This window comes from Mesorhizobium sp. ESP7-2 (assembly GCF_020164715.1).
In the GTDB taxonomy this organism is placed as follows: Bacteria; Pseudomonadota; Alphaproteobacteria; order Rhizobiales; family Rhizobiaceae; genus Mesorhizobium.
In genome coordinates, this window is sequence record NZ_JAIUGQ010000013.1 from 87,772 (window position 1) to 102,900 (window position 15,129).

Below are 15,129 nucleotides of genomic sequence, written 5' to 3' on the forward strand. Positions count from 1 at the left end.
CTTCTAGCTTTTCAGAAATGTCGTGAGCGCGGCGACAACGCCGCGATTGGCCTCTTCGGTGCCGACGGTCATGCGCAGCGCGTTGGGAAAGCCGTAGCCTGAAACGCGCCGCAGAATATAGCCGCGCGCGGTCAAATACTCATCAGCAGCCGCTGCGGAATGCTTTTGGTCGTCGGGAAAATGGATGAGCAGGAAATTGCCGACGCTGGGTGTCACGCGCAGCCCGAGCCCGGTCATCTCCTGGCTCAGCCAGGTGAGCCAGGTCTCGTTATGCGCCACGCTGCGCTCGACATGGGCGCGGTCGCGGATCGCGGCGATGCCGGCTTCGATCGCCGTCGCATTGACGTTGAAGGGACCGCGCACGCGGTTGATCGCGTCGACGATGTGCATCGGACCATACATCCAGCCGATGCGCGCGCCGCCAAGGCCGATCTTGGAGAAGGTGCGGGTCATCACCACGTTCTCGGCGCTGCCAACAAGTTCTATGCCGGCTTCATAGTCGTTGCGGCGGACATATTCGGCATAGGCCGCGTCGAGCACCAGAAGCACGTTTTTCGGCAGTCCGGCATGCAGACGACGCACCTCCTGGAATGGCACATAGGTGCCGGTCGGGTTGTTGGGATTGGCCAGGAACACGATTTTCGTGCGCGGCGTCACGGCTGCCAGCATCGCATCGATGTCGGCGCGCTCGTCGGTCTCCTTGACCACGACCGGCGTGGCGCCCGCCGACTGGATGTAGATCTTGTAGACCATGAAGGCGTGTTCGGTGAACATGGCCTCGTCGCCCGGTGCGAGATAGGTCTGCGCCAGCAGGCCGAGGATCTCGTCGGAACCGTTCGAGCAGATGATGTTCTGCGCGTTGAGGCCATGCACCTCGGCGATCGCCTCGCGCAACCGCCTGGCGGTGCCGTCGGGATAGATGTCGAGTTTGCCGGCGACTTCGCGCGCGGCCTCGATCGCCTTCGGCGAGGGCCCCAGCGGATTCTCATTCGACGACAGCTTGTGGACCTTGGCGACACCGGCGGGCGCCGTGCTCTTGCCGGGCACGTAGGCGTCTATGTCCATGATGCCCGCGCGCGGGGTTGGACGTGCCTGATCGAGTGTCTGGTTCATATCTTGCAAAATCCGTCAAAAATGCCTCCATCCGGAAGCCGCTGCGGAAATACAAGCCGCGGCAGGCAATGTCGAGGGGCGGCAGTGGTGCCAGCGGCCGCCATTGACGGCGAGGCGGACGAGTTCTAGAAGGACGGTGACAGTTCCGTGGTGATTTGGCCGGTCGGCTTGCAGCCACGTTAAACAATTCGCTAAAGGGCCGTTTGCGTGACGTAACCGGCTTTGCGAAGGCAATGCCGGTTTTTTGTTGTCCGCGACCGGCCGGACGAACGCATCGGCGGCGCGGAGATCGGCAGCGATTTCCGCAAAAGCACGGTGCAGCAAGAGAGACGTGATGGCTGCTCTGCGTGCAGGAAAGACCAACAACGAGGCCGACCAACCGTCGAGCCCGGTGTTGCGTTTCGGGCCCGACAAGCCGCTCAAGCTCGATGCCGGCACGCTGCTGTCGCCATTCCAGATCGCCTACCAGACCTATGGCACGCTGAACGACGCCCGTTCCAATGCCATCCTCGTCTGCCATGCGCTGACTGGCGACCAGCATGTCGCCAGCACCAATCCGGTGACCGGCAAGCCGGGCTGGTGGGAAGTTCTGATCGGCCCCGGCAAGATCATCGATACCAGCCGTTTCTTCGTCATCTGCTCCAACGTCATCGGCGGCTGTCTTGGTTCCACCGGGCCGGCCTCGACCAATCCCGCCACGGGAAAGCCCTATGGGCTCGACCTTCCGGTGATCACCATCCGCGACATGGTGCGTGCGCAGCACATGCTGGTCGACCATTTCGGCATCGAGAAGTTGTTCTGCGTGCTGGGCGGTTCGATGGGCGGCATGCAGGTGCTGCAATGGGCGTCGAGCTATCCCGAGCGCGTGTTCTCGGCGCTGCCGATCGCCACCGGCGCGCGCCATTCGTCACAGAACATCGCCTTCCACGAAGTCGGGCGGCAGGCCGTGATGGCCGATCCGGACTGGCATGGCGGCAAATATTTCGAGCACGGCAAGCGCCCGGAAAAGGGGCTGGCGGTGGCCCGCATGGCCGCCCACATCACCTATCTGTCGGAGGCCGCCCTGCACCGCAAATTCGGCCGCAACCTGCAGGACCGCGAAGCGCTGACCTTCGGCTTCGATGCCGATTTCCAGATCGAGAGCTATCTGCGCCACCAGGGCATGACCTTCGTCGACCGTTTCGACGCCAACTCCTACCTCTACATGACCCGGTCGATGGATTATTTCGACCTTGCCGCCGACCATGGCGGCCGGCTGGCGGACGCCTTTGCCGGCACCAAAACCCGCTTCTGCCTGGTGTCCTTCACGTCGGACTGGCTGTTTCCGACCGAAGAGAGCCGCTCGATCGTGCACGCGCTCAACGCCGCCGGCGCCTCGGTGTCCTTCGTCGAGATCGAGACCGATCGCGGCCACGACGCCTTCCTGCTGGACGAGCCAGAACTGTTTGCCGCCATCAACGGCTTCATCGGCTCGGCCGCGCGCGCCAGGGGGCTCGGCGCATGACCCCGAAAAGTTGCAGACTTTTCGGATCAAGGTCATGCGCCAAACAGGAGGCGAAGCCATGAGCGTCAACGGCAGCCAGCGCGTCGACCTCGAGGTCATCGCCAATCTCATCCCGCCGCAATCGCGTGTGCTCGACGTCGGCTCCGGCGACGGCTCGCTGCTCGAATTGCTGCAGGAGACCAAGCAGGTCGACGGCCGCGGGCTCGAGTTGTCGCAGCGCGGCGTCAATGAATGCGTGGCGCGCGGGCTCTCGGTCATACAGGGCGATGCCGACAAGGATCTCGAATTCTATCCCGACAAGGGTTTCGACTTCGTCGTCCTGTCGCAAACCCTGCAGGCCACCCGCAATCCCAAACTGGTGCTCGACGAACTGCTCAGGATCGGCAACCGGGCGATCGTGTCCTTCCCCAATTTCGGCCATTGGCGGGTGCGCCTGTCGCTGTTCGTCAAGGGCCGCATGCCGGTGACCAAGGACCTGCCCTATTCCTGGTACGACACGCCCAACATCCACTTCTGCACCATCCGCGACTTCGTCAATTTGTGCGAGGAGCTCGGAGCGACGGTGGAGAAGGCGACCGCGCTCGACGCCAGCGGCCAGAAGATCGGCCTGTCGATGCCCTGGTGGTTCTGGAATTTCTTTGGCCAGCAGGCTGTGTTCCTGCTGAAGCGGTAGGCTTCCGCTCGGGCACGCCGCTATTTCAGGACGTCGGTGGCCTTGTGCGGATGTTCGACGCCGTCGGCGAATACCACGTCCGATCGCGAATTAGCGGTCCGCAGTGCCAGGATCGCCCGATAGGCCGGCGAATCATACCAGTCGCGCAGACGCTCCCTGTCAGGGAATCCGATGATGATGAGGTGGCCCGGCCAGTCGTTCTCCATCACCTCCAAATTGCCGCCGTGGACCAGGAAACGACCGCCGAAAGGCTCCAGCGTGGCATCGATTTTATGCAGATACTCGACGATCTGCGGCCCCATTGTAGCCTGGCGCATATGGGCAACGGCGTAGGCGGTCATGACGGTACTCCCTTTGATTTCGAGACCGGCCGGCCTGGTGAATGATCTTTTGCCCCAAGCACTCGCCAGGAAGCGATTACGCTCGAGGTAATGGAATGGACGCAGTCGCCAGAGCCTCCGCCAATCCTGGCGACGGTGACTTGCGCGTCCTTAGCAATGGAAATGGTGTTGCAGTTGAAGCGCTAAGAGCCGGAATTCATCACGCCAGGTCGGTCGAACCACGGCTCAATGGGTGACATAACAGGTTGTTTTTTGTAGCGTCGCACCGAATCCGATGAGGGCCATCCAGGGGGAAGTCCGATCCATTCAACCATCCTGCAGACCGAAAAGAGCTATCGGAAAGTGCATTTTCGCGCCGGAAACGGCTGACGCGATGGAGCATTTGCCCCTCATCACGGTCATCACACCGACCCACAACCGGCGCGAAACGGTGCTGCGCGCCGTGGAAAGCGTGCTTTCTCAAAGCATGACGCGGTTTGAGCATATCGTCGTCGACGATGGCTCGACCGACGGGACGGAAGCCGCGCTTGCGCGCATCCGCGACCCTCGGCTGATCTATGTCGGCGCGAAATGGCGCGGCGCCAATGCCGCCAGGAATGCCGGCATCGAGCTGGCGAGGGCGCCCGTGGTGACTTTTCTCGATTCGGATGATCTCTTCCTGCCGCACCGGCTCGAACGGACGCTGGCATGGTTCGACGACAATCCGGCGCTCGAAGTCCTGCTCTCTTCATATGTCTCGGTGAAGGGCGGCCGTGGCACCGCCTGCGTCAACCGCGGTGCTTTCCTCAGTCCGTCAATACTGGAGCGGGCGGTGGTTGCGCAGACGGCCTTCATCGCCGGGTCGGCGATAACGGCCAGGCGGGAGGCTTTGCTGGCCATCGGCGGCTATGACAGCGACATTCCCCGGATGCAGGACCGGGAGCTTCTGCTGCGCTTCGCGCAGCGCTTCGGCGCCCAATTATCGGAAGATATCGACTGGACGAAGCACAATTCGCAGAATTCGATTTCGGGCCGCAGGGACGGCTATGTCGAAGCCTATGCGATCCTGATGAGCAAGCACCCGCACATCGCTCGCTCTTACCCCCATGTCCCACCCTTTATGATCGCGCGGCAGATCATCGCCGATATTCTCCGGGGGCGGATACCACAGGCATTTGCGGGATACATGGCCAACCGTTCGTCTGATGCGCTTGGTTATTCATTGCCGGAACTGGTCACCGGTTATCTTTACGGCCGTCGCTGGCGGCGCGATCTCTATGACGAAGTTCGCGGGAAGTTTGGAATTCCACCGGCCTGACGGCCAGGCCTATCGGTCCAGTTCCGGAAAATAGGGATCCGACAGGAACCGCCGGTCCCGTTCCCCCAGCAGGCAGTCGATCGGTGCGTCCATCTCGACGGGCGTGATTTTGGGCTTGTCCCGAACGCCGCTGACCTCAAGGATCAGCTTGCGCCGGATCGCCGTCGAAAACTCGTCGGCCGCATGGATCGGCAGCACGAAGGAACCAGGCCCGCCGGTCACGCACTGTGCATAATACTGATCGAGATGGCTGAAGGTCGGCGATGGCTTGATCACGATCGGCAAGCCGTTGATGACGATGCCCTTGGCAATGGCCGCATCGCGCGTCACGGTGACCGGCGGCCCGATATTGTTGGGGCCGTCGCCTGATATGTCGATGACGCTGCGTTCGCCCGCGAAATTGGTGCCGTCGAAAAGCTCGGTGCCGAAGGCAAGCGCGCTTGAAATCGAGGTGCCGCGGAAACTCCTGAAGGGGCGGGCCGCGAGCTTGTCGGCAAAGCTGTTGGCACTCTGCGCGCTGTCGATGATCTGCCAGCCGATGACCGCGTCATCGCGCACCGTGCCGGCCCATTCGAAATAGGCGAGCGCAATGCGTCCCGTATGGCCGGAGCGGACCGCCTGGATGAAATCGGCATGCCGCAGCGCCTCGACGTAGCCGGCGCGTTGAAGGGCGAACTCGGTCTCGTCCATCGACAGGGAGATATCGACCGCCAGCACCAGTTCGACGTCGACGGACAGCGTATCCGGCGCCGAAGGAACCGGAGCGGCCTCGGCGCAAGCCAGGCAGGCAAGCAGGCTCATTGTCTCAAGCATGGCCAGCACAAGCGATGTTTCGATCGCGACATTCGCTCGCGATCACGGCGAAATAAAGCTTGTCGCAGGCGCGCCCGGTCGGTCCGATTGCCGGCTGTTCTATGCCTTGCGCTGTACGGCGACTGGCGGCGGTTCGATGGCACCTGCCCTGACGGGAGCGGGTTTCAGCGCGGGTGCGCCGGTATCCTTCACGATCGTCAGGGACCGCGGAAAGAACTGATTGTTGTGCAGGCCGCGTCCGATATTGATGATCGCGGCGTCCTTCAGATGCTTATCCAGCAGCGACAGCACACGCCTCAGCGACGGGCCGTCGAATGCATCCATCGCTTCATCGATGATCACCCATTTCGGCTTCCGCAAAGCAAGCCTGGCGAAGGCGAGCGATCGCTGTTCGTCATCGCCCAACTCACGGCCCCAGCGGGCCGACCGGTCGAGCGAGGATGACAGCCGCCCGAGGCCGACTTCGGCAAGCACCGCCGAGATATCGGCATCGCTTGCCGGAGCAACGCCATAAGGATGGTCAAGGACCTCGCGCAGCGTGCCGGCCGGGAAATAAGGGACACGAGGCACGAAGATGGGGGCCTCTCCCGCCGGCATGCCGATCTTCCCGCTTCCCCATGGCCACAGGCCGGCAATGGCGCGGAAGAACAGCGTCTTGCCGGCGCCCGGCTCACCGGTGATCATCACGCGCTCCCCGGCACGGATTTCGACATGCTGGTCGGAGAGCTTCGTGCAGCCCTCTGGCGAGGCCACCTGGAGTTTCTCGAACGTCAGGCTGCCATTGGCGTTTTCATCGAAGGAGATACGCTTCTCCTTGTCGTGCAGCACATCGGTTTCATTGAGCGCGATGCGGAAGTCGGCGACGCGCATCAGCGTGGCGCGCCAGTCGGCGATGCTGCCGATGTTGTTGATGAACCAGCGCAACGACGAATGCACCTGGTTGAAGGCGCCGACCGCCATCATCAGTCCGCCAAAGCTGATATCGCCCGAGAAATAGACCGGCGAGGCGACCAGGATCGGCGCCACTACGGTGATCCAGCCATAGGTGTCGGTTACCCAGGACAGGTTGATCTGGGCGGTGTAGATGCGCCGCATGGCGCCCAGCACCGTGCCGAGGTCGAGTTCGAGCCGTCGCTTGGCATCATTCTCGCCGCGGTACAGCGCGATGGCATCGACATTCTCGTTGACGCGCACCATCGAGGACCGCAGCTCCGCTTCGCGCGTATAGCGGTCGCTGTTGAGACGGATGAGCGGCCGCCCGACCAGCCAGCTCAGCCAGGAGGCGGTGCCGGCATAGAGGAACGCCGCCCAGACCATGTAGCCCGGTATCGCCAGCGACCAGCCACCAACGTGGAACACGAAGCCCGCAGACAGCTCCCACAACACGCCGACGAAAGACACGAGCAGTATGAGGGACTGCAGCAGGCCGACACCAAGATCGGTCGACAGGTCCGACAGGTGCGCCGCATCCTGCTGCATACGCTGGTCGGGATTGACGCCGATGGCGCCGGCATTGGCCAGCCGGAAAGCACGCGCCGGCCGCATCCACTGGTCGATCAAATCCAGCGTCAGCGCCTCGCGCAACTTCAGCCGGATCATCTGGTTGAGCCAGGTTTGGCCGATGTTGAGCACCAGCAGCCCGCCGGCGATCATGGCAAAGACAAGAAGCTGATGCAGGAAGGCAGCCATGTCGCGGCGCGCGAGCGCGTCGTAAAAGGGTTGGTTCCAGCGATTGAGCAGAACCTGGCCGATCGACGTCGCGACGATGACGGCCATCATGCCGACCGACGTCCATAGCAACCATTTGCGAACCGGCGATTCTATCAGCGCCCGCTTGATCGTCGCCACCTGATCGCGCAGGCTGCTGACCACGGCGACCGGCTGAACGGTGGCCTGATTGTCCAGTTGATCAGCCATAGCCGAGGTCCTTGCGTTCAGGTGCGAAGCTCAAACCGGGTGAAGAGAGCCGACGACGGCAGCCTGTCAACCACTCAGCCAGTCCAGCACGACAGATAGGTCGGAAAGATGCCGCGCGATGCAAGTTTCCATCGCGATCACGAAGGTGTCACTTGCCGAACCGACGATGCTTCGGCGCGGCGGCCGAGCCGTGTCGCGCCATGCGGCGACAGCACCGGCACGAAGACGCGGCGAGACGCGCGCTGGGCCACCGGCACGCCTTGGTAAAGCCGCTTCTGCGCCTCGACGACGATGACGCCGGAGAAGATCGGCCAAAGCCGCCGGCCGGCGCGCTCCAGCACATTGTGGAAGCGCATCATGAAGCGCCGCCGCGATGGCGGGAAAAACAGGGCATCGGACCACGCGGCGGGCGTGAAATTCGCCTCGCGCAGCAGTTCGGTGAGCTGCCCGCGTGAGAAAGGCCGCCCGTTGCCGAACGGCGTATGTTCGAAGCGCGCCCAGACACCGCGCCGGTTGGGCACGACGATGACGACGCGCCCCGCCGGCGACAGTACCCGCCAGATTTCGTTCAGCGTCTCGCGCGGGTTCTCGACATGTTCGAGCGAATGGACGAGCAGCATGCGGTCGATGCAGGAATCGACCAGCGGCAGTTCCTCGTCGAAGACCAGTGCCGTTGCCGTCGGCCCCGTCGCCGGCCAGACCACGGCGCCCTGGGTCGCCGGCATGAAGGCGAAGACCCGCTCGGCATCGGAGCCGAAGCGCTCCAGCCAGGGCAAGGTGTAACCGAGGCCGACCAGCCGCTCATTGGGCACAGCGGCCCATATCGACGACAGCGCCATGGTGATCGAGTGCTCGGCGAACCGGCCGAGCGTTGTCGAATAGAAGGAGCGAAGGTCGACGATGTCGGAATGCATGTCAGGGATGTAGCCGTGATATCGGCCGGATTCAACAAAAGGCCAAGGCGGCCGGCACGGCGGATCTCAATTCCCATCCCAGGATAATATTCGCTTCGACATCCCGGGATGACATTCGCGCAGCCGCGCCCTATGTCTGCGCGATAAATGGAGAGACGCAATGCCGGTCGAAATCGAACAGTTCATGTGCCGCACCGACAATTTCGGCGTGCTGGTGCATGACCCCGAAAGCGGCCAGACCGCGATCATCGACGCGCCCGAGGAAGCGCCGATCCTGGCCGCGATCAAGCGCACGGGCTGGACGCCGACGATGATCCTGACCACGCATCACCATGTCGATCACGTCGAGGCCAATCTGGCGCTCAAGGAGCGCTTCAAGCTGCGCATCGTCGGGCCGGAGGCGGAAAAGGCCAAGATTCCCGGCATCGACGAAACCGTCGAAGAAGGTTCCGTCCTTCATCTCGGCGATGAGCGCATCGAGGTGATCGCCACGCCCGGACATACCGCCGGCCATGTCTCCTACCATCTGCCGGCATCGAAAGTGGCATTCACCGCGGATACGCTGTTCGCGCTGGGCTGTGGGCGGCTGTTCGAATGCAAGCCGCCGGTGATGTACGAATCGCTGAAGAAGCTCGTGGCCCTTCCCGCCGAGACGACAGTCTATTGCGGCCACGAATACACGCTCGCCAATGCCCGTTTCGCGCTGAGCGTCGACCCCACCAACTCGGCATTGAAGGAGCGCGCCGCGCGGATCGAGGCGCTGCGGCTCGACAACAAGCCGACGCTGCCGACGACGATCGGCCAGGAACTGTCGACCAACCCCTTCCTGCGCTGGCACGATCCGGCAATCCGCAAACATCTGGGCATGGAAAAGGCTGGAGATGCCGAGGTCTTCGCCGAGATTCGCAAGCGCAAGGACAATTTCTGAGCAACATGCGAGCTTTCTGCCGATGACCAGTTCCGCGGAAATCATAGCAACGCTCGCACTGAAGCCGCACCCGGAAGGCGGCTGGTACGCGGAAACCTTTCGCGACGAAGCCGGCGGTGCGCGCGGCCATTCGACCGCAATCTATTTCCTGCTGGAACAGCACCAGCTTTCGGCCTGGCATCGGGTCAAGGATGCCGCCGAGGTTTGGCATTTCCATGCGGGTGCCCCGCTGGCGCTGTCTATGTCCGATGAAGGCGGCGCCATTATAGAGCAGGTTCTCGGCATCGACCTCGCGGCGGGCGAACGGCCGCAAATCGTCGTGCCGGCAGGCTGGTGGCAATCGGCGCGCAGCCTGGGCGAGTGGACGCTGGTCGGCTGCACGGTCGCGCCGGGTTTCGATTTCGCCGCCTTCGAACTCGCGGAGCCGGGCTGGCAGCCGAAGCCGCTTTAACCCAGCAAGAAACCCAGGGTAATTGCCAATTGGGCGGCGTAGTACAACACCCAGACGGCAAGGCGCATCCAGGCGCGATGCGGCGAGATGGCCGGCACTAAAAATTTCTCCGTGGCGAGCAGCCCGTCCGATGCCATGAACAGCACGGCGCCGCCGATCACCCAGGTACTGTCTATCGTCAGCGCCGACATGCCCATCGCCAGGATCGCAAGGACATAGACGGCAATCGGAATACGCAGGCCGGGACCGACACGACGCCAGAGCGCCGCCAGCATGACAATCGCGAACGCCGCCATGGCCAGTGCAATCGCGCCGCGCCAGGATTCGGCGGCAAGCAACTCCAATCCGCCGCCGCTGCGCAGGAACAGCACGACATAGACGGTGTGCGCGACGAGAAAGCTCGCCAGCCCGCCGAGAAATGCCTTTTCCCCGTCGCGCGACAGGAAGGCGTCACCAACCGCGCTCAATCCAAGGGCGGCGACCAGCAACGGCGGGCCGCCCTGCTTCGCGGCCAGCACGGCAAGCATGGCCACGGCGAGTGTCTTTGCCGCCGAGCGGGCCAGCGTCGGCGGCATGCCAAGCGTGAAGGCATAGATCACCGCCGCCACCAGCGAAAAGATCAGCGTTGCATTGGCGTTGGCGTCGATGCCGCCGGCAAAGGGCATCGTCATGCCCGGGCTCCGCCTTCGGATGCCCTGGCTCCGCTCTCGGATGCCGCCGGCTTGCGCAGGAACAGCGACTTTGCCGCCAGCGCCGCGCCGCCAGTGATGAGCACGCAGGCGGCTAGAATGCGCAACGAAGGCTCGGCGACGCCGGCCGAGATCAGCACCAGTGTCGACAAAAGCGGTGCCGCGTAGCTTGCAGCACCCAGCACCTGGATGTTGCCGCGCTTGACGCCGATATCCCAGGCGTAGAAGGCCGCGCCCACCGGCATCAGGCCGAGCCCGAGCACGGCCAGCCACTGGCCGGCGCCGTCAGGCAGCACTGTTTCCTCGAGTGCCAGGTGGCAGGCGAGCGACAGCACGGCGGTTGCCGCGCAGAACCAGGTGACGATGCCGGTCGGCACCGACGGGAAACGTCGCGACAGCAGCGAATAGGACGACCATAGCAGGGCGCAGACGGCGGCCATGGCGTAGCCGAAGGTATAGCGGGCGTCGAAGGCCAGGCCGCCGCCCTTGGTGACGATGAGGACCGTGCCGGCAAGGCCAAGCAGCGCGCCGACGACATGATTCCAAGCTAGTTTTTCGCCCGGCATCAGCGCCGAGCCCAGCACGATCAGCAGCGGCCAGAGATAAGCGATCAGGCTCGCCTCCACCGCCGGCGCAACGCCAGCAACGACCACATGGCGACCGCCGAAAAGCCGATCAATGTCGCGCGCGCCATTCCGCCTCCAGTGGCGCGCCCCATTCTGTCCCCGGTGGCGTGCCTTATTGTACCGCTTCGAAACGCCCGGCGCTGATGGTCAAGGTGCCGATCTGCGTTCCAACCGTGGCGTGGATCGGCGCATATACGCCGGTTTGGCCAAGCGGTGCAAATGTCACCATCATGCGGCTTTTGTTCTTGAGATAGTTGAGCGCCTTGCGGCCCTTGCGATAGCCGGCCACCGGCTCGAAACCCATCTGGCAGGTGACGGTGTCGCCCTTGTAGCCCGGCACCGAGATCGTTCCTTTCGAGGCATAGGTCAGTGTCAGGTCCGCGCGCATCTCGCCATCGTAGAACTTGACCTTGCGGCCGCAGACTTGGTCGAGGCTATCGGCATGGATGACGGTCGCGGCCATCGGATCGAGCACCGATGCCAGGTCGCCGGCGCCGACCGGCACCCAGGCCTTGGGATCGCGCTTGCCCGGAGCGGGGATGACCTGCGTCGAGGTCACGTTGCCATCGGTAAAGCGGATGTCGATCGCGGACGCTTTCTTGCCGGAAGTGTAATCGGCACGAAACGCCTGCGGCACCATCTTCTGTCCGGAGATCGTACCCTTGGACGAGATCGTGCCACGCGTATCGTCGAACAGCTTGGCCAGACCCGCTGCTGAGACGGTGCCATTGATCGCATAAACCCCGTTCTGATAGTTGCTGGAGAAAGTCGATCTTGCGATCGAGAAGCCAAGGAACGAAACTGTGTATTCGCCCTTGAACGACTGCGGCGAAGCAGCGGACGCGGCGGACGGCAAGGCGATGGCAAGCGCGGCAACCAGCGCGTGAGACGAACGAGGCATGGCGGGATCGGATCCTTGATTTTCGGCCGGAGGCGGGCGACTCCGGTCTGGCATGTCCCTATGAGACCGCTTATAGGAGGAAATCCGGCCTTAATATGAAATGCCGGGCGCTTCCTTAGGGAAGCCGGAGCTTGACGCCCCGGTGAAATGCAACTATGGAACGCCAACTTTTTCCATAAGGCCGCCTGATCAGAACCGCGCGCCACCCGGCGTGGGCACAAAGGTTTGGCAGGTCACGAGAGAACTGAAGGTTAGAACCATGTCCCGCACCTGCGAACTCACTGCCAAGGCAGTACAGACCGGCAACAATGTGAGCCACGCCAACAACAAGACCAAGCGTCGCTTCCTGCCGAACCTCGTCAATGTGACGCTGATTTCGGAAGCGCTGAACCAGAATGTGCGCCTGCGCATTTCTGCCAACGCGCTGCGTTCGGTCGAACATCGCGGCGGCCTCGATGCTTTCCTGGCCAAGGCCGACGTCAAGGAGCTGTCGCTGCGCGCGCGTCTCTTGAAGAAGCAGATCGCCAAGAAGACCGCCGAACAGGCTGCGGCTTAATTCGTCTTTCGGGCGGGGGACAACCGCCCTGGCCAACCTCTTGTTGGCCCACTGAGCATCGGATCGAGATCGCGAAGCGGCCATGGATTCGATGCTCGAACAAAGCGAGCGTGATCCGGTTTCGGCAAAACTCTCCGCTGGTTCCATTACCCAGGATAAAAAAATGTCTTCTTTTTCGCGATATTTGCCCTTTGTGGCCGCCATGGCGCTTGTCGTCGTGGCTTCGAACATCCTCGTGCAGTTCCCCATGCAGGGCCAGATCGGCGGCCTGTCGCTTGCCGACGTTTTGACCTGGGGCGCCTTCACCTATCCCTTTTCCTTCCTGGTCACGGACCTCGCCAACCGCCGCTACGGACCTGCGGTCGCGCGCCGGATTGTCTTTGTCGGCTTCATGACGGCGGTGGTCTGCTCCATCCTCGTTCCGCCCTTCCTGTTCCGCCATGGCTTCATCGAATTCGAGACATCAGCCGACCGGCTGGTGCGCATCGCGGCCGCTTCGGGCGCTGCTTTCCTGACCGCGCAGTTGCTCGACGTCACCGTGTTCAACCGGCTGCGCCGGCAGAGCTGGTGGCGGGCGCCGATCGTCGGCACACTGGTCGGATCGGTGTTCGACACCGTCGTGTTCTTCGGTGTCGCTTTTTCGGCCGCCTTTGCATTTGTCGGTCCAAGCGACGGTTTTGCACTCGAGAGCGCCCCATTGATGGGCGTGTTTCATGTCGATGGCATGCGCTGGGTGTCCTGGGCGCTTGGCGACCTCAGCGTGAAACTGATCATCGCTGTCGTGGCACTGATCCCCTACCGGCTGCTCGCCGCCCGCTGGAGCCAGCCGGCCATTGCCGCGGTCTAGGCCGTGATTCCCTGGATCCAGCTGGACTCCGCAAAAACGCCCGACGGCCGGCAGGAATTGCGGCTGAAACGGCGCGGTTCCGAATTCTCGATCATGCTCGGCACCAACGAGCTGATGAACAGCCGGCTGAGCGGCTCCGAGGAAGCGCTGGCGAAACTGTCCTGTCAAAGGATTGCGGGCCATCTTCGGCCGAGAATCCTGATCGGCGGGCTTGGTATGGGTTTTACGCTGCGCGCTGCTCTCGCCGAACTGGGCAACAATGCCGAAATCATTGTCGCGGAACTGGTGCCGGCCGTCGTCGCCTGGGCGCGCAGCCCGATGGCCGCGATTTTCGCCGGCTCGCTCGATGATTCCCGCGTCACCATCCGCGAAACCGATGTCGGCCAGTTGATACGGTCCGAGCCCACAGCCTGGGACGCGATCCTGCTCGACGTCGACAACGGCCCCGAAGGCATTGTCCACAAGGGCAATGACGCCCTCTACAGCGCGGCTGGCCTCTCCGCCGCGCGTACCGCCCTCAAGCCGGGGGGTGTGCTGGCGGTGTGGTCGCAGGGGCCCGATGCCGGCTTCACGCGGCGGCTTAAACAGGCAGGCTTCGCCGTCGAGGAAGTCAACACGCGCGCCAACGGCAAGCGCGGCGCGCGCCATGTCATCTGGATAGCCACCAAAGCCTCATGATCTTGGCCACGGCGGCCGCGGCTAGTTTGACCGCTGAAGTTCGGCGGCAAGGGCCTCCAGCAGCCCGCGGGTCCCCTCCTCCCGTCCCTTGGCGGAATCGATACCGTCGAAGAAGGCGCCTTGCTCGGTGTAGGTCAGCCTTGTGCCATCGCCCGATGGCGTCAGTTCCACGGTGGTGAGCGATGCCGACATGGGCTGCGGCCCGATCGCCATCCTGTAGGAAAACACGATGCGCTGGTCGGCAACGATGTCCTGGAATTGCGCGTCGAGCCTGACCTCCGGACCGCCGCCATAGCTGAAGCGAGACACCTCGCCGCCGCCGACGCGAAAGTCGAAGCTGAATTCGGCAACGGCAAAACCATCGCCTTCGACGCGCCAGCGCCGCACCGTCGCCTTGTCGGCGAAGGCATGGAAGACACGTGACGGCGATTGCGGGTAGGTCCGCTCGATGGTGAAGGTGGAGTGGATGACGGAATGCTCGTCCTTGACGGGGGCGATCTGGTTCATTGATGTTCGTCCTTTTCCTGATCCTGACTTATCTTGGGGGATTGGTCTGTCTCGGCCAGAATCTGGCCAAGACGGTCGAGATGGCGTTCCGCCAGGGTGCGGCGTTCGGCAATCCAGTCGGCGAGCGGGGCGAGCCCGCCCGGTTCGATCCGGCAGGTGCGCACCCGCCCGATCTTTTCGCTGCGGATCAGACCGCAGGCCTCCAACGCCTGGAGATGCTGCAGCACGGCGGCGAAGGTCATGCCGAACGGCTCCGCCAACTGGCTGACGGTGGCCGGTCCGCTGCTCAACCGTTCCAGGATCTGCCGGCGGGTGGGCTCGACAAGAGCGCGAAGAATGCTGTCGATCTCTGAATGGTTAAGCATGGACTTGAG

Annotated in this window: 17 protein-coding genes, 1 pseudogene and 1 riboswitch; of the genes and pseudogenes, 8 read left to right on the plus strand and 10 right to left on the minus strand. The window is 63.2% G+C overall.

Annotation, left to right across the window (positions count from 1 at the left end; all coding sequences use genetic code 11):
* Positions 1 to 3 precede the first annotated feature (3 nt).
* On the minus strand, positions 4 to 1,113 hold the full coding sequence (hisC, locus tag LB543_RS15200; RefSeq protein WP_224614628.1) for a histidinol-phosphate transaminase: 1,110 nt from the start codon (positions 1,111 to 1,113) through the stop codon (positions 4 to 6).
* Positions 1,114 to 1,250: 137 nt separating this feature from the next.
* Positions 1,251 to 1,328: riboswitch (SAM riboswitch) on the plus strand.
* Positions 1,329 to 1,447: 119 nt separating this feature from the next.
* On the opposite strand from hisC, the gene metX reads away from it, so the two are divergent.
* On the plus strand, positions 1,448 to 2,617 hold the full coding sequence (gene metX / locus LB543_RS15205) for a homoserine O-acetyltransferase MetX (protein WP_140754329.1): 1,170 nt from the start codon (positions 1,448 to 1,450) through the stop codon (positions 2,615 to 2,617).
* Between the two features lie 58 nt (positions 2,618 to 2,675).
* Complete coding sequence (gene metW / locus LB543_RS15210; RefSeq protein ID WP_140754331.1) at positions 2,676 to 3,290, plus strand: methionine biosynthesis protein MetW; 615 nt, start codon at positions 2,676 to 2,678, stop codon at positions 3,288 to 3,290.
* A gap of 20 nt (positions 3,291 to 3,310) precedes the next feature.
* Here the strand turns inward: metW and LB543_RS15215 are convergent, their stop codons facing one another.
* On the minus strand, positions 3,311 to 3,631 hold the full coding sequence (locus LB543_RS15215) for a DUF1330 domain-containing protein (protein WP_224614629.1): 321 nt from the start codon (positions 3,629 to 3,631) through the stop codon (positions 3,311 to 3,313).
* A gap of 373 nt (positions 3,632 to 4,004) precedes the next feature.
* On the opposite strand from LB543_RS15215, the gene LB543_RS15220 reads away from it, so the two are divergent.
* Complete coding sequence (locus LB543_RS15220) at positions 4,005 to 4,928, plus strand: glycosyltransferase family 2 protein (protein ID WP_224614630.1); 924 nt, start codon at positions 4,005 to 4,007, stop codon at positions 4,926 to 4,928.
* Between the two features lie 9 nt (positions 4,929 to 4,937).
* On the opposite strand, the gene LB543_RS15225 is transcribed toward LB543_RS15220, so the two are convergent.
* From LB543_RS15225 to LB543_RS15235, 3 genes are all read right to left on the minus strand, one after another.
* Positions 4,938 to 5,741: a DUF1194 domain-containing protein gene (locus LB543_RS15225; protein WP_224614631.1), complete on the minus strand. Its 804-nt coding sequence runs from the start codon at positions 5,739 to 5,741 to the stop codon at positions 4,938 to 4,940.
* Positions 5,742 to 5,840: 99 nt separating this feature from the next.
* Positions 5,841 to 7,658 carry an ABC transporter ATP-binding protein/permease gene (locus LB543_RS15230; protein ID WP_140809489.1) on the minus strand — a complete coding sequence of 606 codons (1,818 nt, stop codon included), beginning with the start codon at positions 7,656 to 7,658 and terminating at the stop codon, positions 5,841 to 5,843.
* 137 nt (positions 7,659 to 7,795) lie between these two features.
* Positions 7,796 to 8,572, minus strand: a complete 777-nt coding sequence (locus LB543_RS15235; RefSeq protein ID WP_224594998.1) for a class I SAM-dependent methyltransferase — start codon at positions 8,570 to 8,572, stop codon at positions 7,796 to 7,798.
* A 160-nt stretch (positions 8,573 to 8,732) separates the two neighbouring features.
* Between LB543_RS15235 and gloB the strand changes: the two genes are divergently transcribed.
* Entirely contained in the window at positions 8,733 to 9,500 is a 768-nt protein-coding gene (gene gloB / locus LB543_RS15240) for a hydroxyacylglutathione hydrolase (protein ID WP_224614632.1), read from the plus strand.
* A 22-nt stretch (positions 9,501 to 9,522) separates the two neighbouring features.
* Positions 9,523 to 9,951 (plus strand): cupin domain-containing protein, encoded by a 429-nt coding sequence (locus LB543_RS15245; protein ID WP_224594994.1) that lies wholly within the window; start codon positions 9,523 to 9,525, stop codon positions 9,949 to 9,951.
* On the opposite strand, the gene LB543_RS15250 is transcribed toward LB543_RS15245, so the two are convergent.
* From LB543_RS15250 to LB543_RS15260, 3 genes and pseudogenes are all read right to left on the minus strand, one after another.
* The gene (locus tag LB543_RS15250; RefSeq protein WP_224594991.1) at positions 9,948 to 10,622 is read right to left on the minus strand and encodes a lysoplasmalogenase; all 675 of its coding nucleotides are present in this window, start codon (positions 10,620 to 10,622) and stop codon (positions 9,948 to 9,950) included. The two genes, LB543_RS15245 and LB543_RS15250, sit on opposite strands and share 4 nt — an antisense overlap.
* Positions 10,619 to 11,275 (minus strand): annotated as a pseudogene (locus LB543_RS15255) (DMT family transporter); the annotation flags it as partial. The pseudogene LB543_RS15255 and the gene LB543_RS15250, both read right to left, overlap by 4 nt.
* 103 nt (positions 11,276 to 11,378) lie before the next feature.
* Positions 11,379 to 12,167, minus strand: a complete 789-nt coding sequence (locus LB543_RS15260) for a DUF3108 domain-containing protein (protein ID WP_224614633.1) — start codon at positions 12,165 to 12,167, stop codon at positions 11,379 to 11,381.
* A 259-nt stretch (positions 12,168 to 12,426) separates the two neighbouring features.
* On the opposite strand from LB543_RS15260, the gene rpmB reads away from it, so the two are divergent.
* The 3 genes from rpmB (at position 12,427) to LB543_RS15275 (ending at position 14,248) form a co-directional block, all read left to right on the plus strand.
* Positions 12,427 to 12,723 carry a 50S ribosomal protein L28 gene (gene rpmB / locus LB543_RS15265; protein WP_140754353.1) on the plus strand — a complete coding sequence of 99 codons (297 nt, stop codon included), beginning with the start codon at positions 12,427 to 12,429 and terminating at the stop codon, positions 12,721 to 12,723.
* Between the two features lie 163 nt (positions 12,724 to 12,886).
* Positions 12,887 to 13,570, plus strand: coding sequence for a queuosine precursor transporter (locus tag LB543_RS15270; protein WP_140754355.1), 684 nt, complete (start codon positions 12,887 to 12,889; stop codon positions 13,568 to 13,570).
* Between the two features lie 3 nt (positions 13,571 to 13,573).
* Positions 13,574 to 14,248, plus strand: a complete 675-nt coding sequence (locus LB543_RS15275) for a spermidine synthase (protein WP_140754357.1) — start codon at positions 13,574 to 13,576, stop codon at positions 14,246 to 14,248.
* 21 nt (positions 14,249 to 14,269) lie between these two features.
* Here the strand turns inward: LB543_RS15275 and LB543_RS15280 are convergent, their stop codons facing one another.
* Positions 14,270 to 14,755, minus strand: coding sequence for an SRPBCC family protein (locus tag LB543_RS15280; protein ID WP_140754359.1), 486 nt, complete (start codon positions 14,753 to 14,755; stop codon positions 14,270 to 14,272).
* Positions 14,752 to 15,120, minus strand: coding sequence for an ArsR/SmtB family transcription factor (locus LB543_RS15285; RefSeq protein WP_140754990.1), 369 nt, complete (start codon positions 15,118 to 15,120; stop codon positions 14,752 to 14,754). The genes LB543_RS15280 and LB543_RS15285 overlap by 4 nt, the downstream gene beginning before the upstream one ends.
* Positions 15,121 to 15,129: the final 9 nt, after the last annotated feature.